Source organism: Acinetobacter entericus, assembly GCF_026168575.1.
Classification (GTDB): domain Bacteria; phylum Pseudomonadota; class Gammaproteobacteria; order Pseudomonadales; family Moraxellaceae; genus Acinetobacter; species Acinetobacter bouvetii.
Map to the genome: position 1 here is coordinate 16,223 of NZ_JAPEQW010000004.1, position 23,751 is coordinate 39,973.

Below are 23,751 nucleotides of genomic sequence, written 5' to 3' on the forward strand. Positions count from 1 at the left end.
CTTGATTACTTTTGATAGCCTGAATGCCAGCGCAGCAGGTATCTTTCTAAAGCGACTGCCAGCACGTCCGCCAGTTTGCCCAGCAGGGCGTACAGCAGAATGCCGACAAGAACGATGTCCGTCTGCAGAAATTCACGGGCATTCATGGTCATATAGCCGATACCCGCCTGTGCTGAAATCGTTTCAGCCACAATCAACAGCACCCAAACCAAGCCCAGTGAAAAACGCAGGCCGACCAGGATGGAAGGCATAGCGCCAGGCAGAATAATTTCTTTATACAGCTGCCAGCGGTTTAAGCCATAGCTTTTGCCCATTTCAATCAGCTGCGGATCGACTGAGCGGATGCCATGGTAGGTATTGATGTAAATGGGAAAGAAAACGCCGATTGCGACCAAAAACAGCTTGGCGCTTTCATCAATGCCAAACCATAAAATGACCAGTGGAATCAGCGCCAGCGCTGGGATGTTGCGGATCATCTGCAGGGTAGTATCCAGCAAATTGGAGGCAATTTTGGAAGAGCCATTCAGCAGGCCAAGAAACAGGCCTAAGCCGCCGCCAACCAATAAGCCCATTAAGGCGCGTCCGGCGCTGACTTTGACATGGCGCCAAAGCTCGCCGCTGACGAGCAAATGCCAAAATGCAGTGACCACAGCGCTGGGTGCAGGCAGGATCCGGCTTTGCAGTAGGCCTGTGGCAGAGGCAATTTGCCAGATCAAGATGAGTGCAATTGGAAACAGCCAAGGCAGCAAGCGCTGCCCGAACTGTGTTCCACGTGAAACCCGCTTTTCCTGCAGGGTTTCAGCCGAAACTGTTTTGGACATTAAGCCGGCTCCTTAATTTTCTTCTTGTTTTCATCCGGCGTGTAGTTGTTGGCGACAATCTCGCCGAATGGGCCAGTCAGGTTTGGCTGCGCCAGTTTCTTCTGTGTTTCCAGCGGCAGCAGCGGGAAGACCAGCTCTGCAAAGCGGATCGATTCTTCCAAATGCGGATAGCCTGAGAAAATAAAGGTGCTGATGCCTAAATCTGCATATTCCTGAATGCGGGCCGCAACAGTTTCTGGGTCGCCGACTAATGCCGTGCCTGCACCGCCGCGGACAAGGCCTACGCCCGCCCAAAGATTTGGTGATACTTCGAGTTTGCTGCGGTCGCCATTATGCAGTTCGGCCATGCGGCGCTGCCCAACGGAGTCCATGGTTTTGAATTTGGCTTGTGCCGCTGCAATGGTCGCATCATCCACATATTGGATCAGCTCATCTGCCGCTTGCCATGCTTCTTCAGTGGTTTCACGCACAATCACGTGTAGGCGGATACCGTAATTCAGTTCACGGCCTTTGGCTTCGGCTTTGGCTTTCACCGCCGCAATTTTTTCCTTGACTGCTGCTGGCGGCTCGCCCCAAGTCAGGTAGGTGTCGACCTGCGAAGTGGCCAGCTCAATGGCGTCATCAGATGAACCGCCGAACCATAGCGGCGGATACGGCTGCTGAATAGGCGGGTACAATAGTTTTGCATCATCGACGCTTAAGCGTTCGCCATGAAAAGTAAAGCTTTCCCCAGTATGCGAACGGCTTAAAATTTCACGCCAGATTTTGACGTATTCATTGGCTGTTTTATAACGGGTTGCATGGTCTTCATAAACCCCGTCACCCTGCAGTTCTTTTTCATCGCCGCCGGTGACTAAATTCAGCAGTACGCGGCCGTTGGATAGGCGGTCAAAGGTTGCCGCCATGCGTGCAGCTAAAGCTGGAGTGGTCACGCCAGGGCGCAGCGCAACTAAGAATTTTAAGCGTTTGGTTGCATCAATCAGGCTGGCCGCGGTCAGCCAAGGATCTTCACATGAACGTCCCGTTGGAATCAGCACGCCTTCATAGCCCAGGTTATCAACGGCAACTGCAATCTGCTTCATATAGGCGTGATCAACTGTGCGAGCGCCTTTGCTTGTGCCTAAGTAGCGGCTGTCGCCATGTGTCGGGATAAACCAGAAAATTTTCATGTGAAGTTCCTTAAATTAAAATGATCTTGCTCGGTGATCAATGTGTAGGAGGTGTCCAGACAATCAGCTGGATTTCAAGTTTGCCGGGGATCAGTCCCAGTTTCTGAAACTCATCGGCAATGTTTTGCTGCGCCTGAATGACTTCAGGGCTTAATGGATTAATCGGTGCGGGCTTAACGCGGCGTTCAAAGGCTTTTTTTGCGACTTCAGGCGCTAAGCCTGTGTTTTTCTGGTAGATGCCCAGCGCCACTTGCTGATGGCTGACAATCCACTGATCCGATTGATTCAGGGCTTTTAAAATGCGTGATGCGGCATTTGGATGCGCTGAGATAAATTTAGGATTGGCGACATAAAAGGCATAGGTCTTGTCAAAATCACCGGTTTGGGTAATCACGCGGGCATGGCCTTGAACCTCTGCCGCTGCAAGGAATGGGTCCCAAATCGCCCACGCGTCCACGGACTTTTTATCAAAGGCTGCGCGGGCATCGGCAGGCGGCAGCCAAATGGGCTGAATATCTGTCCACTTTAAGCCTGCTTTAGCTAAAATTTTGGAGAGGAATTCATGCGCATTGGAGCCTTTTTGCAGGGCAATGCGTTTGCCTTTTAACTGGCTGATGTTTTGAATGGGGCTTTGAGGCGGAACCACCAGCGCCAAGCTTTGATCGCCATAGACTTCATAGCCCGCATAATTCAGGTCTTTGCCTGCCGCTTGCGCAAAAATAGGCGGGGTATTGCCGACAGCGCCATAATCAACAGCGCCGACAGCCAGCGCTTCCAGCAGCTGCGGGCCGGCAGGAAACTCTTTCCACTCTACTTCAGCATGCGGGAATTGCTGTTCAATGAATTTTTCGTCACGCGCCACCAGCAGCGTCAGAGAGGACTTTTGAAAGCCTATCGAAACTTTTTTGATTTCATCTTGAGAAGCTGTTTCGGTATCCGGTTTTTGCACAGCTTGCTCTTTTTGGCAGGCGCTGAGCGCAAGGCTCAGCGCGACAAGTCCAACGGAGGTTATTGTTTGAATGCGCTTCATCGTAATGCCTGCTTATTTTATAAATAGATCGTTATTTAATAATGGCCGCATCTATATTGAGCTTTTGCGGAATTAATTTTTGTTCGAAGAAAGCGTCAGCCACTTGCTGCTGATGCTTGATGATTTCTGGCGCTAAAGGGGTGACGCCAAAGCCCATGCGTGAAATTGAAGTTTTCAGTACTTTAAAATCCAGCCCTGTTGGCTTTTCCAGCAATTGGGCCGCTTCGTCCTGATGTGCTTCCACCCATTGCGTTGAAAGGTTCAGTTCGTTGACCACGGCTTGAATCACTTGCGGATGCGCTTCGGCAAATTTGCGGTCTGCCAGATAGAATTGGTAGTTGTTAACCAGCTTCTCACCATCGGCAAGCACCCGGGCGCCAATTTGATGTTCTGCCGCAGACAGGAACGGATCCCAAATCACCCATGCATCCACTGCGCCTTTTTCAAAGGCGGCGCGGGCATCAGAAGGCGGAAGATAAACCACTTCAATATCGCTGAGTTTTAAACCGTGGGCTTCCAGTACTTTCAGCAGCAGATAATGCACATTTGAGCCTTTATTCAGGACCACACGCTTACCTTTTAAATCGGCTACGGACTGAATCTTGGAATCTTTCTGCACAATCAGCGCTTCAGCTTTGGGCGCCGCCGGCTGATTCGCCACATAGACTAAATTTGAATTGGCGGCCTGTGCAAAAATCGGCGGCGCTTCACCTGATTCACCAAAGACCACGCTGCCGACATTTAAGCCTTCCAGCAGCTGCGGGCCGGCAGGGAACTCGACCCATTTCACGCTGACATTTTGTTTTTTCAGCGCTTTTTCCAATACGCCGCGCTCTTTTAAAATTGGCAGCATGCCATATTTTTGATAGCCGATATTTAAGGTCACGGCTTGTTCGGCTTCTTGTTTGGAGCAGCCAGTGAGCATCATCACAGCCGCAACTGAAGACAGAACCCAAAATTTTGTGCGGTAAATGCTCATGGCGGTGTATTCCTGACTGAAAATATTCATGATTTGACAGGGAATACGGTAATGATTTTTCTTTTTCGGAAAAAATAAGAAAAAATTCATTTATCATGAATAAAAAAGATAAATCAAAAAGTGCAAAGCTTATGTGTTTTTAAGCATTATCAAGCTGGGAACTGAGATGGATATGAATTTATAAATTAATGAAAAATATATATAAATTCTTAAAATCATAAATAGAAACCGCGAGAGTCAGCCGAGGGCGGATATGATTTTTTTTTCTTGCTGAATTTTTTAGCATAAGCATATTTAAAATTTAGCTATGCAGGCATTAAAAAACCGCATTAAAGCGGTTTCTTGCACACCATAGAGCTGCGCTGATAATTGTACAGCGCTTGCCTTGCATTGGGCAGTTCATCGACGCTGGCCTGTTCAAAGCCCTGCTCTAAGAACCAGTGTGCGGTCCGTGTCGTCAAAATAAACAGCTGCTGAATGCCCAGAGTGCGGGCTTTTTCTTCTAAGTAATGCAGAATCTGGCTGCCGCGGTTGGATTTTCGGTAACTCGGATGCACAGCAACGCAGGCAATTTCTGCGGAACGCAATTCGCCTTCAGCGGTTGGAATCGGGTATAGGGCCGCACAGGCTAAAATGGTGCCGTCGCGTTCAATCACTGCAAATTGATCGATTTCATTTTCCAAGCGCTCCCGTGAGCGGTAGACCAAAATGCCTTCTTCTTCCAGCGGGCGCAGCAGGCTGATCAGGCCGCCGACATCCTGAATGTTGGCCGTGCGCACTTCTTCATAGTGCGCATCGGTGATCATGGTGCCGGAACCATCGCGGGTAAACAGCTCTTCGACCAGCGCGCCGTCGTAAGCATAAGAAATCAGATGCACACGGTGCACACCCTGCAGCGAGGCAGTCTTTGCGCCCTGCAGATGCAGCGCAATATCCGGATTGGAATCCTGATACTGCAGAATATGACGGTCCAGCTGATGCGGCGCGACTTCACGCTGCAATTGCCCATGCTCATTCAGCAGGCCATGCTGCTTGCCTAAAAAAATTAATTTGTCCGCTTTCAGGCTGATGGCTGTTTTGGTGGCGACTTCTTCAGCCAGCAGATTAAATACTTCGCCAGTTGTGGAATAGCCTGTTGGGCCAAGCAATACAATATTTTGACTGTTTAAATGGCGCTGAATGGCATCGGTATCCACTGAACGGACTTCGCCGGACAGCTGAAAATCAATGCCGTCGCGAATGCCATAGGGTTTGGCGGTAATCAGGTTGCCCGAAACGACATCAATGCGCGCGCCGTACATGGGGGAATTGGCCAGTCCCATAGAGAGCAGGGCTTCAATTTGCAGGCGGATCGAGCCGGAAGCGCTCATGACCGCGCCTAAGGATTCACGTGTGGTGATGCGGCGGTGATTGTGGAACGGCGTCTGCAGCTGGCTGGCTTTTAAGTTCTGATTAATCTGCGGACGTGCGCCATGCACCAGAATCAGCCGGATGCCTAAAGAATGCAGCAGCGCAATATCATGAATAATATGCTGAAAGTTTTCATGCTGCACCGCTTCGCCGTCAAACATGAGGACAAAAGTTTTACCGCGGTGGGCATTGATATAGGGTGCAGAATGCCGAAACCAGTGCACATATTGCAAAGTTGTGCTGTCTGTTGGTTCTATCGGATTCATCTGCATGCTGATCTCAAAATCGAAATGTCTTTTAGATTCTAATCAAAAATCGGCAGGCTGACAGAAGAATTATGTTTTAGATAAAAAAAAACACCTGAACGGGGGCTTCAGGTGTTTGCAGGAAGGGATTTATTTACAGCGCGATTATCCCAGAATGCGCAGAATGCGGTTAGAGCGTTCATTCACCAGCACATAGTCACCATTTACTTTGTACCATTGCTGATAGCGTCCTGTATTAGGCAAGCGGCGCGCTTCACGGTCACTGACTTTGTAGCGTGATGAGTCAAAGCTGTGCGGCAGGGTTTGGCCGACACGCCATTGGCGGCTCGGGTTTACACGGCTGTCATTCCAGCGCTGCTGGTCATAGCGGTTATGATCAAAACGCTGATCTTGATGATTTTGGCCGTAAGCGTATGAATAGCGGCGGTCATCATTGCGGTAGTCTGGCGCGGCCATTGCGGAAGCTGCAATTAATCCAGTTAAAGCCAATACGGTTGCAGTAAGAACTTTTTTCATTGCGGTTACCTTAATTCTGCTGAAGCATCTTTGTTTCGATGTCTTCAAATTAACGGGAAAGAGCAGAGAAAGCGTGAGGGCAATTGAGTGGAATTGTGTACTTTATGGAGAAAAAGCGAAGCCGTGTAACTGGGCTGAATGCTTTTTATACTACGGATTTGAAGAAATCAAAGGCATAAAAAAGCCCAGATCAATCTGGGCTGATAAACAGACATTTAAACGGTATTTATAAACCGAGAATACGCTGAATGCTGTTGTTTTCAGAGTTAATCAAAATATAGTCATTATTGATTTTATACCATTGCTGGTTGCGGCTTGGTTTTGGCAAGTCATAGTCGCGGTAATCGACTTTATAGCCGTCTCCGCGGTAATGCTGCGGCATGACATAACCCGTTTGCCATTTGTGCTGCTGCAGGCGCTGTACACCGCGCTCTTCACGCATGCGGCGGTTATTTTGCATACGGTCATCATCATCATCGCCACGAAAGTCACGGCCTGGTTTGCCTTGATTAAAATTCCGTGGATGGTCGTAACCGCGGTCTTGATCAAAGTGAGGCGCAGCAATGCTTAGACTGCTGGTCATCAAAGCACTGAAAGAAATAGCTAGTACAGCCCAAATCTTTTTCATGTTGAATCCTCATAGGAACAATTTATTTTCATTACAGCTACTGTACGCAAAAAATGCAGAGAAACTGTGAAGATAGTTGGCGAATTTTTTAAATAAAATGCAGAAAATACGAATATTATATTTTCAATGTTGCAGTTTTATCGTTCAGCTGCTTATTTTTCGGCAAAGTTTAGTCAGATGCAAGCGCTGTGTAGAATTTTATTGTGGATCGGGCCTTATGAACAGCGCATTGCTGTGCGCTATGTTGATTAGAAGCTTCACGGCAGGGTTTGTTTTTAATTCCACTGCTCAGTCAAACGAATTAAAGAGCAGACTGCGGCAGCTACAGATTCTGCTTCTGCGGCATTGTCCAGAGCGTCAATTAAATTATGCGTTAGCTGTAATGATTCAATTGAACGGATAGTTTCGTGTTTACGGTGCAGATCAGCCATTTTAGTCTCCCTGTGCAGCTTTGCTGTTTGTTCGAGGAAAGCATAAAAGAGAATTTTAAATCTATAAAACCGAATAATTTTATAAAAATAATCTAAAATAACGATTTATGCATTTAAATGCCTATTGCATAAAAAGCAAAGGCTTATCGAAATAAGCCTTTGAATCATCTGTGGCGGTACAGCCCAGCGCTTAATAAGCGTAGTTGAGGTCGGTGTAGTCGCTGAGTGATTTAGCCAAATGTGCTTGAATAAATTCACGCACATCATCCGCGCTCATTGGTTCGCCTTGTTTGCTAATGATGTGTTCCATGGGCTGCTGGCCAGAAGCAGTAATTTTATAGACAAAGTTTTTAGCTGCTTTGTAGCCTTCAGCATCTTTGATGATGCCTAAGGTGTAGCTGTAGGCATGTTCAAAGTTGAGGTCTGTATGCGAAAAGATAAATTGTTCAAACAGTTTGACACTTTGGCCGGTACTGAGCGCCTTCAATTCTTCTGCAATGCTGGGGTCAAACTTCATACCGTATTTTTCAGACAGCGGCTGGCCGTCAATCAGCAGGCTGATCATGCCGTCTTCAGTCGGGGTTACGGTAATATTGCTCAAGTCAGACATGACGCTCTCAATGCTTCAAAATATTTGGCACTAAGTATCCGCATATTGCATAGAATTTCAAGGCCGCTTTGGCATGAGGGAAAATGCCCGCAATAAAAAAGGAAGCCAGCGCCTCCTTTTTTAATCGTTTCACATCTGTTTTTTAGTCTTGCGCATCGATGCTTTGACCATTCATCTGCAGGCTGTCATCACCCATCAAATATAAGTAGGCGGGCATGATTTGCTCTGGTGTCCGCAAGGTTTTTGGATCTTCGTCCGGATAGGCTTTGGCGCGCATGGCGGTACGGGTGGCGCCTGGATTAATGCAGTTGTAGCGGATATTCGGATGGGTGTTTTCTTTAGCAAACAGCGTACTGACGGCTTCAATGGCAATTTTAGACACAGAGTAAGCGCCCCAGCGCTCGCGCGCTTCACGCCCAACACCTGAGCTTGCAAAAACAACAGAAGCATTCTGTGATTTTTGCAGCAGCGGCATTAATTCTTGCGTCAAAATAAAAGGCGCACGCAAATTCACCGCCATCACATCATCCCAAACATCGACAGGATAATGAGCAAGCTCAGTGCGTTCTCCTAATATGCCAGCATTGTGCAAAATACCGTCCAAACGGCCAAATTGGCGTTCTAGGGTATCGACCAGCAATTCATAATCGCGAGAAGAGGCGCTGGACAGCTGCAATGGCAAAATTGCTGGCTGTGGAGCGCCCAAGCCTTCAATTTCATCATAAATTACTTCCAGCTTATTCAATGTACGCCCATGCAATACCACTGTTGCGCCATGCAGCGCATAACTGATGGCCGCTGCGCGGCCAATACCGTCGCCCGCACCGGTAATCAGGATGATGCGATCTTTCAGCAGATCTGGGCGAGGCTGATATTCTGAGTATTTCATGTTAAGCCTCCTCGTTTTATTGTGCTTGCACGATGGTTTTGTGCTGTTGTTATAGCTGTTCGGAAGTCAGCATTTTTGCTTTGAGCGGCGCAATCACCAGCTGGCGAACCGCCTGATGCAATTGTTCTACATTATTCACTATACAATCTGCGCGCCACGCTGTTAAGTCATCTTTGTACTGCAGCGGTAAATAGCCGTAGGCTGCCAAAATGGTATACATATCCGCATGGCGTCCCGCATCAATGTCACGCGGATGGTCGCCGACATAAATGCAGTCTCTAGCATCCAGATTGATGGCTTTTGCGGCCAGATACATCGGTTCCGGGTCAGGCTTGGTTTTACTGACATCTTCAGGGCAAACCAAAACCGAACAGCGCGCTGTTAAATTCAGCGCCTGCAGCAGCGATTCACTGAGCCAGCGCGGTTTATTGGTGACAATACCCCAAGGAACCTGATGGCTTTCCAGTTCTTCCAGCAGCGGATACATGCCGTCAAACAGGTCGGTATCAACCGCAATATCGGCGCCATATAAATCTAAAAAGCGCTGGCGGTGCGCCAAAAAGACCGGGTCTTCGGCATCCAGTTCAGGATAAACCAGCTGGACCATGGCGCGGGCGCCTTCCGAGACTTGGGTGCGGATAAGGTCGGCATCCACCACGGCGCAGCCTTTTTTGCGGCACATGTCCTGCAGAATGCGGATAAAATCCGCTGCGGTATCAATCAGTGTGCCGTCTAAATCAAACAGGACCGCTTTCATTCGGCACCTTCATTCACGGTGTGCACCATGTAGTTCACATCGACATTTGGCGCCAGCCAGTAGCGCTTGGTCAGCGGATTGTAATGCAGGCCGGTCATGTCTTTGAGTTTTAGATTGGCGCTGCGGATGTCATGCGCCAGTTCTGAAGGCTTAATGAATTTGTGATAGTCATGCGTGCCTTTGGCCAGCATGCGCAGCACATATTCCGCACCGATAATGGCAAATAAATAGGCTTTAGGGTTGCGGTTAATAGTCGAGAAAAACACATGGCCGCCCGGTTTCACCAGTTTTTGGCAGGCTTGGATAATCGATGCCGGATCAGGCACATGTTCCAGCATTTCCATGCAGGTCACCACGTCATACTGCCCCGCCTGTTCTTCAGCTAATTGTTCTACAGGAACTTGACGGTATTCAATGTTTTGCACATTTTCCTGCTCGGCATGCAGGCGCGCGACATTCAAAGGCGCTAAACCCATGTCAATGCCCAGCACATCTGCGCCGCGGCGCGCCATGCTTTCCGCTAAAATGCCGCCGCCGCAGCCGACATCCAGCACTTTTTTCCCGCTGATGCCGCCAGAATGCTCATCAATCCAGTTGAGGCGCAGCGGGTTAATCATGTGCAGCGGGCGGAACTCAGAATGCTGATCCCACCAGATGGCAGCAAATGCTTCAAATTTGGCAATTTCTTGCGGGTCAACATTCAATTGAGACATCAGAGTCACCTCAAGCAGGCCGTTATATTTTAAAAAGTCTATGGGAAGCTAGTGTAGCGTTTATTCTGGAAAAAGCGATAAAAGCCATAAAAAAGTTCACAGAATGAAAACGAAATCCGGCCGTTTTGATTTATAGTGTGAGCATAAGCTAATCATAATGATTCCAGAGGATTATAAGCTTCATGAAAAAATTCCTTTTCAGCAGTGCAGCCGCTGCTCTTTTTGCTTTTTCAGGCAGCGCCATGGCCGCGCAATTTGTTGCAGGCAAAGACTACACAGTTCTTCCCACTCCTGTTGCTGTTGAAAAGCCGGGTAAAATTGAAGTGCGTGAGTTCTTCTGGTACGGCTGTCCGCACTGTTTCAAGCTGGAGCCGCATATGCAGGCCTGGCTGAAGCAAATGCCGAAAGATGTGCGTTTTGTGCGTACGCCGGCAGCGATGAATCCGCTGTGGGAGCAGGGCGCGCGCGCCTATTATGTATCTGAAGCTTTGGGCGTGCGTCCAAAAACGCATTTGACTTTGTTCCATGAAATTCAAGCCAATGGCCAAAATATTTTAGAACAGCCTGCTTTCGCCAAGTTCTTTACTCAGTTCGGCATTCCAGAAGCGAAATTCAACAGCACCTATAAGTCCTTCCCAATCACCTCTAAAATTGCTCAGGCGCAGGATTTAGCCAAGCGCTATCAGCTGACTGGCGTGCCGGCAGTGACAGTAAATGGCAAATATGTGATTCAGGGTGAAGATCAAAAAGTGACACAAGTGTTGAACTATTTGATTGAACAGGAACGCAAAGCGAAATAAGCATCCTGATGATGAATTTCTGCTGAATGAAAAACCCGCAATACATGCGGGTTTTTTTAGGCTTGATCGATTGGATGCGCGGGAAAATGTTCAGCAGATGACGCGCTTTCCCAATTTAAGATGCCGCGGAACAGCAGCTGCACTTGAAACAGGGCTTGGCTTTTAAAATTTTCGCGCTGTTCGGCCTGCTGGCCGGGTTCAATGCGCCGGCTGATTTCAATCCAGCCCATGGCCCAATCCAACGCCAGCTGAATGAGAAATTGCGCCAGCATGCGCCGGTCTTGCGCCTGCTGTATCTGCTGCATGGTGTTAATCCGTCCCAGATCATTGGCTAAATCATCAATTAGATACTGAATCTCTCGGTCAATGGCTAGGCGCAGCGCCGCGGAACCGCCCCAGCGCTCTGAAATTAAAAAAATCCAAGGTTCGGGGTGATGCGCAACGGCTTGAAAAAAAATATCCAGGCTGACTTTGGTTTTGGCATTCGGCTGATACAGATAGGCCTGCCCCAGCTGATGCAGCACACCTTTTAAATGCAGGGCCGCCTGATCAATCAGTTCCAGCCCCAGCTGATCCATGTTGGAAAAATGACGGTAAAACGCGGCTGGCACCAAGCCGGCATGGCGGGTCATTTCACGCAGGCTCATGCTGCTGAACGCCCGTCCAGATGCACTGAGCAGGAGCGCGGCATCCAATAAGGCCTGACGGCTTTGCTGCTTGCGTTCATCGCGTAAAGACATAAAAGCACCTTTTCCTGAATGCAGCCAGTCTAGCAAAAAATAGGCCCTTAAACGATGCCGCTCATGGGCCGGCCAGGCCGGCAGCCGTGGCTGAGGTGTAAATCCGTAAATGCCGCGTCAATCTTTCAGGCAGCTTCTGCTATACTTAGGCGCAATAAATTTTTGACAGAAGAAGGGCTCAACATGCGTATCGACCAGCGTGCTTTAGATCAATTACGTGAAGTAAAAATTACCCGCAATTACACCCGTTATGCGGAAGGCTCAGTATTGGTTGAATTCGGTCATACCAAAGTTCTTTGCACTGCCAGCATTGAAAATTCAGTGCCGCGTTTCTTAAAAGGCCAGGGCCAAGGCTGGGTAACTGCAGAATACGGCATGCTGCCGCGCTCTACGCATACCCGCTCTGACCGTGAAGCTGCCCGCGGCAAGCAAAGCGGACGCACACAGGAAATTCAGCGCCTGATTGGCCGCAGCCTGCGCGCGATGGTCGATTTGAAAAAGCTGGGTGAAAACACCATCACCATTGACTGTGATGTCATTCAAGCGGATGGCGGCACCCGTACTGCATCGATTACCGGCGCTGCGGTGGCGTTAATTGATGCCATGAATGTGCTGCTGGAAAAGAAAAAAATTAAGCATGACCCATTAAAAGGCTTAGTGGCAGCAGTGTCTGTCGGCATTTTTAAAGATGAAGCGCTGCTGGATCTGTGCTATGAAGAAGATTCAAACTGCCAGACTGATTTAAACGTGGTGATGACGCAAGCGGGCGAATTTATTGAAGTGCAAGGCACAGCAGAAGAAAAGCCGTTTACCCGTACGCAATGCAACGAAATGCTTGAACTGGCTGAAAAAGGCATACAGGAACTCATCAAAAAACAGCAGGATGCTTTAGGCTGGTAACCCTGCTGATTTTATTCAATAAAAAGACGCACCTTCGGGTGCGTTTTTTGTTTTTCACCGGGCTGAAATAAAACCATCACCGCCCTGTCATTTTGCTGCTTTATTTCTATGTGCGCATACAACTCTAAGGAATCTAACAAATGCGCGTTTTTTTGATGCTGCTCATCATGAGTTCTGCTGTTTTGCTGAGCGCCTGCAATGGCGATGATGAGGATGTGTCCAGCGGGCAGCCAACGCCGCCGAAGCCCAATTGCAAAATGCATTGCGCCCCATAATAAAAACAGCAGGATAGAACAATGAACCGCCGTGACTTTTTAATAAATTCGACCAAAACATTATTCGGCTCTGCCGCATTTGCCAGTTTTCCGCTCAGCATTCAAAAAGCCTTGGCGATTGATGCCAAAGTTGAAACGGGGACTTTGCAGGATGTGAAGCATGTGGTGATTTTGACGCAGGAAAACCGCTCTTTTGACAATTATTTCGGCATGCTGAAAGGCGTGCGCGGCTTTGGCGACCGCTTCGGCATTCCGCTGGCGGGTGGGCGCAAAGTCTGGCAGCAGTATGGCAAAAATAATCAGCTGTATTATCCCTATCATCTAGACAGCCGTTTGGGCAATGCGCAGCGCGTCAGCGGCACGCCGCATTCTTGGAAAGACGGGCAGGCGGCATGGAACTGCGGGCGCATGGGCAATTGGGTTGAACATAAAAATCCGCAGTCAATGGGCTATTACAAAAAAGCTGAAGTTGAATTTCAGTATGCTTTGGCCGATGCCTTTACGCTATGCGATGCCTATCATTGCGCGATGCACGCCGGCACCAATCCAAACCGCAAATTTATTTGGACGGGAACCAACGGCCCGACTGGTTCAGGCACAGCCAGCGTGGTGAATGAATTTGACGGCATCGGCAGCTCTGCCGTGGGCTATGACTGGACGACCTATCCAGAGCGCTTGCAGCAGGCCGGCGTCAGCTGGAAGGTCTATCAAAACATGCCGGACAATTTTACCGATAATCCGCTGGCGGGCTTTCAGCAGTACCGCGCCGCCAATGAGCGTTCAGGCCAGCCAGTCAGCCATGATGCACCGATTTGCCCTGCGTATGATGAAGCGTTCGATGCCAAAGAGCCGCTGTACAAAGGCATTGCCAATACCATGCCGAACGACGGCGGTTTGCTGGGGCAGTTTAAGCAGGATTTAGCTGCGGGCAAATTGCCGCAGGTCAGCTGGATTGTGGCGCCGGCAGCCTATAGTGAGCATCCTGGGCCATCCAGCCCAGTGCAGGGCGCTTGGTACATTCAGGAACTGCTGAATGCATTGACGGATCAGCCGGAACTGTGGAGCCAAACCGTGCTGCTGGTGAACTTTGATGAAAATGACGGCTTTTTTGACCATATGCCGTCTCCTTCTGCGCCATCGCGGGAAATCAACGCCAGCGGTGAAGTGCTGAAAGTGCATGGCAAAACCACGCTGAGCGATGAACAGCTGTCTTATGAATATTTTAATCATCCGCCTGTGGCAGGCTCGACCGCGCAGCCGCGCCGTGAATTTATAAACGGTGAAAATGTGAATTTCTGGCATGGGGTATATGGACCGGGTGTGCGGGTGCCGATGTATGTGATCTCGCCGTGGAGCCGCGGTGGCTGGGTCAATTCACAAGTGTTTGACCATACCTCAATTATCCAGTTTTTAGAGCAGCGCTTTGGGGTGAATGAACCGAATATCAGCCCGTACCGCCGTGCGGTTTGCGGTGATTTGCTGTCTGCTTTTGATTTTAAAACGCCAAATACCGGCACACTGCCGAGCTTGGACGGCAGCAAAAGCAAGGAACAGGCGGATATCATCCGCAGCAATCAGGAAAAGCTCAGTCAGGTGCAGGTGCCGGCGCTGCAGGCCAAACCGAAACAGGAAACGGGCTTGCGTCCATCACGTGCGCTGCCGTATATGCTGCATGCCAGCGCGAAAGTGAATGCAGGCGCAGGCGCGGTGAAGCTGCTGTTCTCGAATACCGGCGGGCAGGCAGGCGTGTTTCATGTCTATGACCAGCTGGATTTAGGCGCTGTGCCGCGCCGCTATATGGTGCAAGCGGGCAAGCAGCTGGAAGATGACTGGGCGCTGAAAAACGGCCAGTATGATTTATGGGTTTTGGGGCCGAATGGTTTTCACCGTGCATTCAAAGGCGACTTGAATGAGAAAGCGCAGCTGCAGGTGCTGCCAGAAATTCGAGTCTGTATGGAAGAATGCGCACCGAGGATTTTTTTGAAAGTTCGCCATGATGGGCAGCAGGGTGCAGATATTACGGTAAAAGCCAATGCCTATTTAGATGGCAAAACATGGTCTATACAAAGCGCTGCCAATGAAAGCGAAGTGGTGCTGGATATGCAAAGCGTGCATGGCTGGTATGATTTTAGCGTGACGCTGAACAATGACAGCAGTTTTGAGCGCCGTTTTGCGGGACGGATTGAAACAGGCAAACATGGCTATTCAGATCCTTTTATGGGGGCTGAATAAAGGGCAGAGATGCGCCCTAAAAAAAGCGCCTTTAGTGGCGCTTTTTTTATTTCTGTTTGGGGTTTAGCCATTAAAACGCATGGATAAATCGACTGCTTTTACATCTTTGGTCAGCACACCCATTGAAATATAGTCTACGCCAGTGCTTGCCACTTCACGCAAGTTTTCAATGGTAATGTTGCCTGAAGCTTCCAGTTTACAGCGCCCAGCAACGTGCTTTACGGCATCAATCATTTGCTGCTGGCTAAAATTGTCCAGCATGACAATATCGGCTTGAGCTTCAAGTGCTTGATTCAGCTCATCCCAAGTTTCAACTTCAACTTCAACGGGTTTGCCCGGCGCAATGCTATGCGCTTTGGCAATGGCCTGAGCTATGCCGCCAGCTGCCATAATGTGGTTTTCTTTAATTAAAAAGGCATCAAATAGGCCCAAACGGTGGTTTTGCCCGCCGCCGACCGCAACTGCATATTTTTGCGCAATACGCAGGCCCGGCAAGGTTTTTCGGGTGTCCAGCAGTTTGGTATTTAAGCCATCCAGCTGTTTGACATAATCCGCTGTTTTGGTTGCGACAGCGGACAGCGTCTGCACAAAGTTCAGCGCAGAACGCTCCACGGTCAGCAGGCTGCGCGCGGAACCCGCCAGCTTCAGAAACGCTTCATCCGGTGCAACGCGGTCGCCGTCATTTTTCAGCCAAGTCACCTGCACAGATGGATCATAGGCCTGAATCAAGGCATTGACCCATGGCTGGCCAGCAAGAACCATGCCTTCACGGCTGATGATTGTGGCGGAAGCCTGCTCATCCTCAGGGGTTAATAGGGCAGTGATGTCTCCATCGCCAATATCTTCCTGCAGCGCCTGCTGAATATTGATTTGAATGGATTGTTCCAGCAAAGATTGAGAGATGCTCATAAAGTTCCGTCTCTATTAACCCAAGAAATTTGCGCGTTATATTAGCATTGTTCCTGAAAAATGAGCGATCTTTCATACAGCAGAAATGTTGAATTGAGATTTGCCAAGGAAAGTTTTAGCATGGGAACCATCTCTTTGCTGGCTTCCAGCATTATTTGAAGCGTATTAGGATGGATTTATGTCCGAAACAACCAGCTTTCAGGTGCGTGACGGCATACTGGACGGCGCGCGCCAAGTGCCGTCGCCAAATTATAATCAGCGCCCTGAACACACCGAAATTCAGCTGCTGGTGGTGCATAACATCAGCCTGCCGCCGTCTCAATTTGGCGGCGGCTATATTGAGCAGTTTTTTCAGAATCAGCTGGATTGGTCACAGCATCCATATTTTCAAAGCATTGAAGGCATGCAAGTTTCTGCGCATTTGCTGATTTTACGCAGCGGTGAAGTATTGCAGTTTGTCAATTTTAAAGACCGCGCATGGCATGCAGGGCGTTCCAGTTATTTGGGACAAAAAGAATGCAATGACTATTCGATTGGCATTGAACTGGAAGGCAGCGATGACTTGCCCTTTGATGAGGCGCAGTATCAGGCGCTAGCGGCGGTTACGGCCTGCCTGCAGCAGGCTTATCCAAAAATTCAGCAGCATTTGGCAGGACATTCCGATATTGCGCCGGGTCGCAAGACGGATCCTGGCCCATTTTTCGACTGGCCCAAGTTCAGAGCGGAATTGCACCATTTTAAAAATAAATAAATAACAACATTAGCTCTAAATTAACCAATGAAAATTAAGCCAGAGTTTCATTACAATAGCGGCAATTAAAATATTAGGTGAATACGATGGCATTATGGCGATCGACCGTCATTGTCAGTGCAATGACCATGCTGTCCCGAATTTTGGGATTAGTCCGCGATATTGTGCTGCTGAATGTATTTGGCGCAGGCAAAGATTTCGATACCTTTGTGGTCGCTTTCCGTATTCCGAACTTCTTTCGGCGGCTGTTTGCCGAAGGCGCATTTTCTCAGGCCTTTATTCCGGTTCTGACCGAATATAAAACGGGCCGCACCCATGCGGAAGTGCAGATTCTGATCAGCCGGGTATTCGGCTGCCTCACCACCTTTATGAGCGCTTTGACCTTTGTGGCGATGGTGGCGGCGCCGGCGATCATCTATATCTATGCGCCAGGCTTCCATGATGATCCGGAGAAGTTTGCGCTGGCGACAGACATGTTCCGCCTGACGATTCCCTATCTGCTGTTTATGTCGCTGACAGCTTTTGCCAGCAGTATTTTAAATAGCTATGGCTCCTTTACTTCACCGGCTTTCTCCCCAGTTCTGCTGAATTTGGCGATGATTGCAGGAGCCGTGTGGCTGACGCCGTATATGGCCGAACCGATTATGGCTTTGGGCTGGGCGGTGCTGATCGCCGGTATTTTACAGCTGGCCATTCAGATTCCGGAACTGTGGAATAAAAAACTGCTGATCCCGCCTAAAGTGGATTTCAAGCATGAAGGCGTAGAGCGCATCATGAAACTGATGCTTCCGGCGCTGTTCGGTGTTTCGGTGACTCAGATCAATCTGCTGCTGAACACCATTTGGGCATCGTTTATGCAGGATGGCTCAGTGTCTTGGCTGTACAGTGCCGAGCGCATGACGGAACTTCCGCTGGGCCTGATTGGGGTCGCAATCGGCACGGTAATTTTGCCGTCGCTGTCGGCGCGTCATGCAGAGCAGGATCAAGCCAAATTCCGCGGCATGATTGACTGGGCGGCCCGCGTGATTATGTTAGTCGGAATTCCAGCGAGCATCGCCTTATTTATGCTGTCAACGCCCATTATTCAGGCGCTGTTCCAGCGCGGTGAATTTACTCTGGAAGATACGCAAATGACAGCTTTGGCGCTGCAGTGCATGAGCGCAGGCGTGATTTCATTCATGCTGATTAAAGTCTTTGCGCCCGGTTTTTATGCACAGCAGGACACCAAAACACCGGTACGCGTCGGCCTGATGGCAGTAGCGGCCAATGCTATTTTAAACGTGGTGTTTATTGGCTTCTTTAAGCTGATTGACTGGCATGCAGAGCATATGGCGCTGGCATTGGCGTCTTCAGGTTCTGCGCTGGTGAATGCGGGCATGCTGTACTTCTATTTGCATAAACGCAATATTTTCCGTTTTGGCGCGCATTGGAAAAAACTGGCGCTGCAGTTTGCTTTGGCCAATATTGCCATGATTGCTACGCTTTGGTACGGGTTAACTTGGTATAACGGTGAAGTGTCGCAGTGGATCCGCGTCGCTGAAGTGATTGGATTATGTGTTGTTGGCATCGCTGCATATGGCATTGCATTAATTGCATCCGGCTTCAGGCCGCGCCATTTGCGCCCATAAAAAGCAGAGACAATCCTGAAAATAAGCGCCGAATTCGGCGCTTATTTTTTTGATAGTGACTGCAGAAGTACGCTATACCTTTCCGCGTGACAGGAAACCAACAATCGCAAGAATCACCGCAATCACCAGCAGGATCACTGCAAAATCTTTAGATAGCCCTGCAACGCCGCCAAATCCGAGCAGGCTCGCAATTAATGCGATCACTGCAAATATAATAGCCCAACGAAACATCGTACTTCTCCATGTGTTTTTATTCTGATCTTCAGTATAGGTTGATTGAATTTTGCACATTGTTATGCTTTTGTTGGGAACTTTTGAATAGATTGTGACGGCTGATTGAAAAAGTATCTATTGCGCAGCTGCAATCCAAAGTGAGAGGAGGCTGTTATAATTGCGCTGATGACCTAGACTGAATTTTAGACCATGACGGATGCCATTCGCCCGCAATTTTGGAAAAATTACGCTTTATCTGAGCTGACCCATGCCGAATGGGAAGCGCTGTGCGATGGCTGCGGCAAGTGCTGCCTAATCAAACTGGAAGACGAAGAAACACAGGAAGTCGCGTATACCAAAGTGGCTTGCCAATTGCTGGACTGCGCTACAGGGCATTGTTCAAATTATGCAGACCGCCTGCAGTTTGTTCCAGACTGTATTCAGCTGACCCCTGAAAAGCTGCAGAAAATTTACTGGCTGCCGGCGAGCTGCGCCTACCGCCGCCTGAATGAAGGCAAAAGTTTGCCTGCATGGCATTATTTAAACACCGGCAGCCGTGACAGCATTATTCAAGCGAGAAAATCTACCGCAGGGCGCTGCATCAGCGAAAAAGAGGTGGATGAAGATGAAATTGACGACTATATCGTGCGCTGGGTGCGCTAAGCATGCACTGCGGTTTGAAGGTCTCAATTATGCTTTTTTCATCCTGATTGGGGATGCATTTGCAATGCAGGCCGCAACATTATTTGAAATGAGCGCTGCGCTGATTTAAATATTCAAAGAACTCCAGTTCCGAGATGACCTGAAAGCCATGCAGCTGCAGCAAGGCCGCTGTAATGCCTGAACCAGCTATCTTTCTGCTGCTGAAGCTGCCGTCGTAAATCAAGTTGCGTCCGCATGACGGGCTATTTTCTTTTAAAACAGCAATTTTGATATGATTTTTCTGTGCTAAGGCCAAGGTTTTATAAGCACCATCAATGAATGCTTGGCTTAGATCTAAATTTTGAGCCGTCATAATTTGAGCACGACCTGCCAAAACATCTTCTGCAGTGCCGCCTCTGATTTCTGCAGGTTCACGCGGGCAGCTCAAGCCGCCAAGCATTTCTGGACAGGCAGTAATCGCCCTATTCTGCTGAATCAGCTGTTGAATGGCTTGATGTTGATAGGCTTTGCCATCATAGCGCACAGGCTGTCCTGCTAGGCAGGCACTGATTAAATATACGGGTGGTTTCATTTTGTCTTTATGCGAAGCGGTGTTTATCGTGTTGATAACAGCTGTTCAGCATCTGTGCTGTTCATGGGGGTATAAAAATAGAAGCCTTGACCCTTGTTGCAGTTGCAGGCTTTTAAAATTTCCAGCTGTTCAGTTGTTTCGATGCCTTCGACTAAAATGTCCAGCGCAATGCTGCTGCCCAGCTGGCTGATGGTTTTAACGATGGCTAAAGCAGACTGGTCATTGGTCATGTGTTCGACAAAATTTTTATCAATTTTAATGCAGTCAATCGGGTAGTCCTTTAAGCGGGTTAATGAGGAATGCCCTGTGCCAAAATCGTCCAGAGAAATTTGAATGCCGGCTGCTTTCAGCAGGTTCAGCGCGCGTATTACATAGTCGGCGCCGTGCTCGGAGAGGCTTTGTTCGGTAATTTCAATTTCAATCAGATGATGCGGAATGCTATATGTATGCATGCGCTTCAGCAGTTTTTCAGCATAATCATCTCGCAAAAATTCAACAGGGGCGGCATTAATAGAAATCGGCATAACCTCCATTCCATCCGCCATCCATTGCCGAATGTCTTTAAAAATTTTACGGTGCATGGTGTCGCTGATGCCAGAGGCGAGTTCATAATCATGAAAAGCCGCGAAAATATTGCAAGGCAGCTGTAATTGCCCTTCCTGGTTATGCCAGCGCAGCAGCGCTTCAAATCCAATGACGCGGCCATCCTGCAGCAGCACTTTCGGCTGATAATACGGCTCAATGCTGTCTGATTTTAAAATGCTGCGGGCTAAGGTCAGCTGTTGGGTTGTCACTTTCAGCGCTTCAAACATGGATTGAGTAAACATGCGGATGCCGCCGCGGCCGCTGGACTTTAAATCGTTTAAGGCAATATCAGCACATTTCAATAAATTTGATGCATTTTGCGCATTGCCTGGATAAATTGAGCAGCCGATACTCATGCCGCCATTAATGAATTGCCCTGTATAGCTGATCGGCAATTCCATTTGCATCCAGGCCTGATGCGCGATGCTCAGCAGCTGCTCTTGGCTTTTCAGATGAGGCACTAAAATTGCAAATTCATCACCGCCTAAACGCGCTACGGTAATATGCTCATCAAAACAGTTTTGGAAGCGCTGTCCTAAAGTCACCAGCAGGTGGTCGCCTGCAGTATGCCCCAGCGTGTCATTGACGTGCTTGAAATAATCCAAATCGATGAGTAGCAGGCCGACTTGCTGCTGGCGGTTTTGTGCATCCTGCAAGGTCATTTTGAATAATTTATTGAATGCCCGGCGGTTCAGCAGGCCAGTTAATTGATCTTCTTCAATGACATGCTGCAATTTTTCTTCGGCCATCATTTGCGGGCTGATATTCCGGGATACGCACAAAATTTGATGCGTGGCGCCGTTTTCATCGATGATGGGCGTTAAAATATTATCCCAATGCTGCACTTCCTGCCCAGACGTCAGGCTTTTTGCTGCAAAGCGCGCATTTTGACCTGAGGCCGCCAAATGCAGGGCTTTTTCACCCGCCGTGCGGGCATCGTTGGGCAATAAATTCAGCCAAGGCATGCCGAAATTTTTTTCATCAGCGGAGATTCCCAGCGCTAAACAGCCTGAGCGGTTCATATGCATCACTTTGCCATCTGGCGTTAAGATTTTAATGCAGTCTACACTGGCATCCAGCATTTTATTTTGCCGGAAAATCTGCTGGCTGAGCAGCAGCTGCTTTTCATATTCTTCATGGATATCGGTGATGCTGAGCAGCCATTGGTATAAGGGCTGTTCGGCTGCGGGAAACTTAATCTGCAGGCTGCACATGCGGTAACCCAGTTTAGCGTGTTTAACGCGGCAGTCTTTATGAAAGCTTTTGGAGGTCAAATTGGCTGTGCGCCAAAGGATAATCAAGTGTTCTAAATCTTCAGGATGGATGTACTGAAGCCATTGTTCGTCATTAACCGGTTTTTGTTCAAGGCCAATAAATTGCGCCATTGCGCTGTTGAAATAGGGGGAGCTGTGCTGCGTTTTGATCCAAATCGGCAAATGCAGATCATTCATTAAAGAATGGGGCAGGGGATTGGTGAGTGCCGGCATTGTAAACATAGCAGGAGGCTGAAATTGGGCTGCAATTTCTGATTTAATCGGCCTGGATGCATGCGCTTTGCTTTTCAATGACGACTTCATTACGTCCACCATTTAATGATTGCGTTTCAAATTATGACATTAATCACATTTTATAGTGTGGAAAATTGATTCTTCGATAAAAATATTTTAATAATCCTCAATGAATTAAACATATTTATTCGGCTTTGCATAGAGCATTTCGACTAACTAATCAATGAGTAATTTTCAGCATATAGGCGGAGGCTGCATGAATAATGCTCATGGATTTAAAATCCTAGTGTTAGAATGGCTTCCGACGTGTTTTTAGCAGCCGTGAAATCAGAAGATGTCAGACAGCAATATTCCGCTACCCGAACGTATTAGACCCCGAGACCTTTCCGAAATTATTGGACAGGATCACTTGCTGGGAGATCAGGCGCCGCTGCGCCAGATGATTGATCAGGGGCATTTGCCGTCCATTATTTTCTGGGGGCCGCCAGGCGTTGGGAAAACCACCGTCGCGCTGCTGCTGGCGCAGGCGGTCGATCGGCCATTTGTCAGCTTATCGGCGCTGAATACGGGGGTCAAGGAACTGCGTGAAGTGATTGCGGATGGCGGTGACTTATTGCCCCCTGTGGTGTTTATTGATGAGATTCACCGTTTTAACAAATCACAGCAGGATGCGCTGCTGAATGCGGTCGAAAAAGGCAAGATCACGCTGATTGGCGCAACAACAGAAAATCCGTCTTTTGAAGTCAATAGCGCATTGCTGTCGCGCTGCCAAGTGTATACCCTGAATGCGCTGGATGCCGAATCCATTCAAACCCTGCTGGCGCATGCGCTGCGTACAGACAGTTTTCTCAAAGAGCGTTATATCCAAATTGAAGAATTTGAAGCGCTGGTGCAGTTTGCCGCTGGAGACGCGCGCAAGGCGCTGAATATGCTGGATTTAATCGCCAGCACCTTCGAACCGGATCAGGAAAACATCATCACCAATGCGGTGGTAGTGAAAGTCGCGCAGCAGAATATTGCCCGTTATGACAAGTCTGGCGAACAGCACTATGATCTGGTTTCAGCCATGATCAAGTCCATCCGCGGCAGTGATCCTGATGCTGCCTTGTATTGGCTCGCGCGCATGCTGAAAGGCGGGGAAGACCCGGTATTTATTGCGCGGCGCATGCTGATTTTGTCTTCTGAAGATATCGGCAACTCCAACCCGAATGCGCTGCTGCTGGCGGGAGAATGCTTCCGCTCTGTACAGGCCCTAGGCATGCCTGAAGCGCGGATTATCCTTGGGCAGTGCGCCGTGTATTTAGCCACCAGCGCCAAAAGCAATAGCACCTATTTAGCCATTAATCAGGCCATGAGCCTTGCGGAAAAGACTGCGAATTTGCCTGTACCGCTGCATTTGCGCAATGCGCCAACCAAACTGATGAAAGAACAGGGCTATGGAGTGGACTATCTGTATCCGCACAATTATCCAGAGCATTTTGTGCTGCAGGAATATTTGCCGCCGGAACTTAAGGGCACCAAACTATATGAATCTGCACGCAATAAACGCGAAGTGGAAGGTGAGCGCCTGCAGCAGCGCCGCTGGATGCAGGAACAGCAGCAACAGCAGTAAAAAAGCCCGGCTTTGGGGCTGGGCAAAAAGAATGTCCCTGAGAGACGCATTCTAGAGCGCGGCGGGCTGGCAAAGCCCTGCAGTTTATTTTCCGTCAAAAAAGCCGGGCTGAATGCCCGGCTTTTTGCTTTAAAGCTTAGACATG

At 48.9% G+C, this 23,751-nt stretch carries 25 protein-coding genes; 7 read left to right on the forward strand and 18 right to left on the reverse strand.

Translation table 11 applies throughout. The features are described 5' to 3' along the window. Nucleotides 1-5: 5 nt before the first annotated feature. The 12 genes from ssuC to ubiG all read right to left on the reverse strand — a co-directional run bounded on the left by ssuC (nt 6) and on the right by ubiG (nt 10,219). Nucleotides 6-821, reverse strand: coding sequence for an aliphatic sulfonate ABC transporter permease SsuC (ssuC, locus tag OKC24_RS04185; RefSeq protein ID WP_130144290.1), 816 nt, complete (start codon nt 819-821; stop codon nt 6-8). Beyond that, on the reverse strand, nt 821-1,990 hold the full coding sequence (gene ssuD / locus OKC24_RS04190; RefSeq protein ID WP_130144291.1) for an FMNH2-dependent alkanesulfonate monooxygenase: 1,170 nt from the start codon (nt 1,988-1,990) through the stop codon (nt 821-823). Before ssuD ends, ssuC begins: the two co-directional genes overlap by 1 nt. A gap of 37 nt (nt 1,991-2,027) precedes the next feature. Continuing rightward, nucleotides 2,028-3,020, reverse strand: coding sequence for an aliphatic sulfonate ABC transporter substrate-binding protein (locus OKC24_RS04195; RefSeq protein WP_130144292.1), 993 nt, complete (start codon nt 3,018-3,020; stop codon nt 2,028-2,030). 31 nt (nt 3,021-3,051) lie between these two features. After that, on the reverse strand, nt 3,052-3,999 hold the full coding sequence (locus OKC24_RS04200; protein ID WP_130144293.1) for a sulfonate ABC transporter substrate-binding protein: 948 nt from the start codon (nt 3,997-3,999) through the stop codon (nt 3,052-3,054). Between the two features lie 329 nt (nt 4,000-4,328). Beyond that, nucleotides 4,329-5,681 (reverse strand): amino-acid N-acetyltransferase, encoded by a 1,353-nt coding sequence (gene argA, locus OKC24_RS04205; protein WP_130144294.1) that lies wholly within the window; start codon nt 5,679-5,681, stop codon nt 4,329-4,331. Nucleotides 5,682-5,819: 138 nt separating this feature from the next. Beyond that, nucleotides 5,820-6,191 (reverse strand): RcnB family protein, encoded by a 372-nt coding sequence (locus tag OKC24_RS04210; RefSeq protein ID WP_130144295.1) that lies wholly within the window; start codon nt 6,189-6,191, stop codon nt 5,820-5,822. 226 nt (nt 6,192-6,417) lie between these two features. Next, nucleotides 6,418-6,819: an RcnB family protein gene (locus tag OKC24_RS04215; protein WP_130144296.1), complete on the reverse strand. Its 402-nt coding sequence runs from the start codon at nt 6,817-6,819 to the stop codon at nt 6,418-6,420. A 275-nt stretch (nt 6,820-7,094) separates the two neighbouring features. Beyond that, the gene (locus tag OKC24_RS04220; RefSeq protein ID WP_165381141.1) at nt 7,095-7,250 is read right to left on the reverse strand and encodes a hypothetical protein; all 156 of its coding nucleotides are present in this window, start codon (nt 7,248-7,250) and stop codon (nt 7,095-7,097) included. A 190-nt stretch (nt 7,251-7,440) separates the two neighbouring features. Next, a complete protein-coding gene (locus tag OKC24_RS04225) occupies nt 7,441-7,860 on the reverse strand; it encodes a hypothetical protein (protein ID WP_130144297.1) in 420 nt (139 codons plus the stop codon). A gap of 142 nt (nt 7,861-8,002) precedes the next feature. Continuing rightward, complete coding sequence (locus OKC24_RS04230; RefSeq protein WP_265464833.1) at nt 8,003-8,749, reverse strand: YciK family oxidoreductase; 747 nt, start codon at nt 8,747-8,749, stop codon at nt 8,003-8,005. 49 nt (nt 8,750-8,798) lie between these two features. After that, nucleotides 8,799-9,506 carry an HAD family hydrolase gene (locus OKC24_RS04235; RefSeq protein ID WP_265464834.1) on the reverse strand — a complete coding sequence of 236 codons (708 nt, stop codon included), beginning with the start codon at nt 9,504-9,506 and terminating at the stop codon, nt 8,799-8,801. Beyond that, nucleotides 9,503-10,219, reverse strand: a complete 717-nt coding sequence (ubiG, locus tag OKC24_RS04240) for a bifunctional 2-polyprenyl-6-hydroxyphenol methylase/3-demethylubiquinol 3-O-methyltransferase UbiG (RefSeq protein WP_265464835.1) — start codon at nt 10,217-10,219, stop codon at nt 9,503-9,505. The genes OKC24_RS04235 and ubiG overlap by 4 nt, the downstream gene beginning before the upstream one ends. 182 nt (nt 10,220-10,401) lie before the next feature. Here ubiG and OKC24_RS04245 point away from each other — a divergent pair, with 182 nt between their 5' ends. Further along, nucleotides 10,402-11,019: a thiol:disulfide interchange protein DsbA/DsbL gene (locus tag OKC24_RS04245; RefSeq protein ID WP_005006582.1), complete on the forward strand. Its 618-nt coding sequence runs from the start codon at nt 10,402-10,404 to the stop codon at nt 11,017-11,019. 56 nt (nt 11,020-11,075) lie between these two features. Here the strand turns inward: OKC24_RS04245 and OKC24_RS04250 are convergent, their stop codons facing one another. Continuing rightward, a complete protein-coding gene (locus OKC24_RS04250) occupies nt 11,076-11,759 on the reverse strand; it encodes a TetR family transcriptional regulator (RefSeq protein WP_265464836.1) in 684 nt (227 codons plus the stop codon). 183 nt (nt 11,760-11,942) lie between these two features. On the opposite strand from OKC24_RS04250, the gene rph reads away from it, so the two are divergent. Beyond that, the gene (gene rph, locus OKC24_RS04255; RefSeq protein WP_067670418.1) at nt 11,943-12,659 is read left to right on the forward strand and encodes a ribonuclease PH; all 717 of its coding nucleotides are present in this window, start codon (nt 11,943-11,945) and stop codon (nt 12,657-12,659) included. An 11-nt stretch (nt 12,660-12,670) separates the two neighbouring features. Here the strand turns inward: rph and OKC24_RS04260 are convergent, their stop codons facing one another. Further along, nucleotides 12,671-12,922 (reverse strand): hypothetical protein, encoded by a 252-nt coding sequence (locus tag OKC24_RS04260; RefSeq protein WP_165499152.1) that lies wholly within the window; start codon nt 12,920-12,922, stop codon nt 12,671-12,673. A gap of 33 nt (nt 12,923-12,955) precedes the next feature. Here OKC24_RS04260 and OKC24_RS04265 point away from each other — a divergent pair, with 33 nt between their 5' ends. Then, nucleotides 12,956-15,166, forward strand: a complete 2,211-nt coding sequence (locus OKC24_RS04265; RefSeq protein WP_130144303.1) for a phosphocholine-specific phospholipase C — start codon at nt 12,956-12,958, stop codon at nt 15,164-15,166. Between the two features lie 63 nt (nt 15,167-15,229). On the opposite strand, the gene nadC is transcribed toward OKC24_RS04265, so the two are convergent. Next, nucleotides 15,230-16,075 (reverse strand): carboxylating nicotinate-nucleotide diphosphorylase, encoded by an 846-nt coding sequence (gene nadC, locus OKC24_RS04270; RefSeq protein ID WP_265464837.1) that lies wholly within the window; start codon nt 16,073-16,075, stop codon nt 15,230-15,232. A 178-nt stretch (nt 16,076-16,253) separates the two neighbouring features. Between nadC and ampD the strand changes: the two genes are divergently transcribed. Both ampD and murJ read left to right on the forward strand, forming a co-directional pair. Further along, nucleotides 16,254-16,826: a 1,6-anhydro-N-acetylmuramyl-L-alanine amidase AmpD gene (gene ampD / locus OKC24_RS04275; RefSeq protein WP_130144305.1), complete on the forward strand. Its 573-nt coding sequence runs from the start codon at nt 16,254-16,256 to the stop codon at nt 16,824-16,826. A 77-nt stretch (nt 16,827-16,903) separates the two neighbouring features. Beyond that, complete coding sequence (gene murJ / locus OKC24_RS04280; RefSeq protein WP_171458893.1) at nt 16,904-18,454, forward strand: murein biosynthesis integral membrane protein MurJ; 1,551 nt, start codon at nt 16,904-16,906, stop codon at nt 18,452-18,454. A 72-nt stretch (nt 18,455-18,526) separates the two neighbouring features. On the opposite strand, the gene OKC24_RS04285 is transcribed toward murJ, so the two are convergent. Then, nucleotides 18,527-18,685, reverse strand: coding sequence for a DUF1328 domain-containing protein (locus tag OKC24_RS04285; RefSeq protein WP_005006601.1), 159 nt, complete (start codon nt 18,683-18,685; stop codon nt 18,527-18,529). A gap of 192 nt (nt 18,686-18,877) precedes the next feature. Between OKC24_RS04285 and OKC24_RS04290 the strand changes: the two genes are divergently transcribed. After that, nucleotides 18,878-19,330 (forward strand): YcgN family cysteine cluster protein, encoded by a 453-nt coding sequence (locus tag OKC24_RS04290; RefSeq protein ID WP_130144307.1) that lies wholly within the window; start codon nt 18,878-18,880, stop codon nt 19,328-19,330. A 79-nt stretch (nt 19,331-19,409) separates the two neighbouring features. Here the strand turns inward: OKC24_RS04290 and OKC24_RS04295 are convergent, their stop codons facing one another. Both OKC24_RS04295 and OKC24_RS04300 read right to left on the reverse strand, forming a co-directional pair. Beyond that, entirely contained in the window at nt 19,410-19,901 is a 492-nt protein-coding gene (locus OKC24_RS04295; protein WP_130144308.1) for a 2-thiouracil desulfurase family protein, read from the reverse strand. A 23-nt stretch (nt 19,902-19,924) separates the two neighbouring features. Next, entirely contained in the window at nt 19,925-22,063 is a 2,139-nt protein-coding gene (locus tag OKC24_RS04300; RefSeq protein WP_130144309.1) for an EAL domain-containing protein, read from the reverse strand. A gap of 265 nt (nt 22,064-22,328) precedes the next feature. Here OKC24_RS04300 and OKC24_RS04305 point away from each other — a divergent pair, with 265 nt between their 5' ends. After that, on the forward strand, nt 22,329-23,606 hold the full coding sequence (locus OKC24_RS04305; RefSeq protein ID WP_131277805.1) for a replication-associated recombination protein A: 1,278 nt from the start codon (nt 22,329-22,331) through the stop codon (nt 23,604-23,606). The last annotated feature ends 145 nt before the right edge of the window (nt 23,607-23,751 follow it).

Coding starts and splice junctions, on each gene's coding strand:
- ssuC (WP_130144290.1), bottom strand. CDS start 821: ATGTCCAAAACAGTTTCGGCTGAAACCCTGCAGGAAAAGCGGGTTTCA.
- ssuD (WP_130144291.1), bottom strand. CDS start 1,990: ATGAAAATTTTCTGGTTTATCCCGACACATGGCGACAGCCGCTACTTA.
- OKC24_RS04195 (WP_130144292.1), bottom strand. CDS start 3,020: ATGAAGCGCATTCAAACAATAACCTCCGTTGGACTTGTCGCGCTGAGC.
- OKC24_RS04200 (WP_130144293.1), bottom strand. CDS start 3,999: ATGAGCATTTACCGCACAAAATTTTGGGTTCTGTCTTCAGTTGCGGCT.
- argA (WP_130144294.1), bottom strand. CDS start 5,681: ATGCAGATGAATCCGATAGAACCAACAGACAGCACAACTTTGCAATAT.
- OKC24_RS04210 (WP_130144295.1), bottom strand. CDS start 6,191: ATGAAAAAAGTTCTTACTGCAACCGTATTGGCTTTAACTGGATTAATT.
- OKC24_RS04215 (WP_130144296.1), bottom strand. CDS start 6,819: ATGAAAAAGATTTGGGCTGTACTAGCTATTTCTTTCAGTGCTTTGATG.
- OKC24_RS04220 (WP_165381141.1), bottom strand. CDS start 7,250: ATGGCTGATCTGCACCGTAAACACGAAACTATCCGTTCAATTGAATCA.
- OKC24_RS04225 (WP_130144297.1), bottom strand. CDS start 7,860: ATGTCTGACTTGAGCAATATTACCGTAACCCCGACTGAAGACGGCATG.
- OKC24_RS04230 (WP_265464833.1), bottom strand. CDS start 8,749: ATGAAATACTCAGAATATCAGCCTCGCCCAGATCTGCTGAAAGATCGC.
- OKC24_RS04235 (WP_265464834.1), bottom strand. CDS start 9,506: ATGAAAGCGGTCCTGTTTGATTTAGACGGCACACTGATTGATACCGCA.
- ubiG (WP_265464835.1), bottom strand. CDS start 10,219: ATGTCTCAATTGAATGTTGACCCGCAAGAAATTGCCAAATTTGAAGCA.
- OKC24_RS04245 (WP_005006582.1), top strand. CDS start 10,402: ATGAAAAAATTCCTTTTCAGCAGTGCAGCCGCTGCTCTTTTTGCTTTT.
- OKC24_RS04250 (WP_265464836.1), bottom strand. CDS start 11,759: ATGTCTTTACGCGATGAACGCAAGCAGCAAAGCCGTCAGGCCTTATTG.
- rph (WP_067670418.1), top strand. CDS start 11,943: ATGCGTATCGACCAGCGTGCTTTAGATCAATTACGTGAAGTAAAAATT.
- OKC24_RS04260 (WP_165499152.1), bottom strand. CDS start 12,922: ATGCATTTTGCAATTGGGCTTCGGCGGCGTTGGCTGCCCGCTGGACAC.
- OKC24_RS04265 (WP_130144303.1), top strand. CDS start 12,956: ATGAACCGCCGTGACTTTTTAATAAATTCGACCAAAACATTATTCGGC.
- nadC (WP_265464837.1), bottom strand. CDS start 16,075: ATGAGCATCTCTCAATCTTTGCTGGAACAATCCATTCAAATCAATATT.
- ampD (WP_130144305.1), top strand. CDS start 16,254: ATGTCCGAAACAACCAGCTTTCAGGTGCGTGACGGCATACTGGACGGC.
- OKC24_RS04285 (WP_005006601.1), bottom strand. CDS start 18,685: ATGTTTCGTTGGGCTATTATATTTGCAGTGATCGCATTAATTGCGAGC.
- OKC24_RS04290 (WP_130144307.1), top strand. CDS start 18,878: ATGACGGATGCCATTCGCCCGCAATTTTGGAAAAATTACGCTTTATCT.
- OKC24_RS04295 (WP_130144308.1), bottom strand. CDS start 19,901: ATGAAACCACCCGTATATTTAATCAGTGCCTGCCTAGCAGGACAGCCT.
- OKC24_RS04300 (WP_130144309.1), bottom strand. CDS start 22,063: ATGAAGTCGTCATTGAAAAGCAAAGCGCATGCATCCAGGCCGATTAAA.
- OKC24_RS04305 (WP_131277805.1), top strand. CDS start 22,329: ATGTCAGACAGCAATATTCCGCTACCCGAACGTATTAGACCCCGAGAC.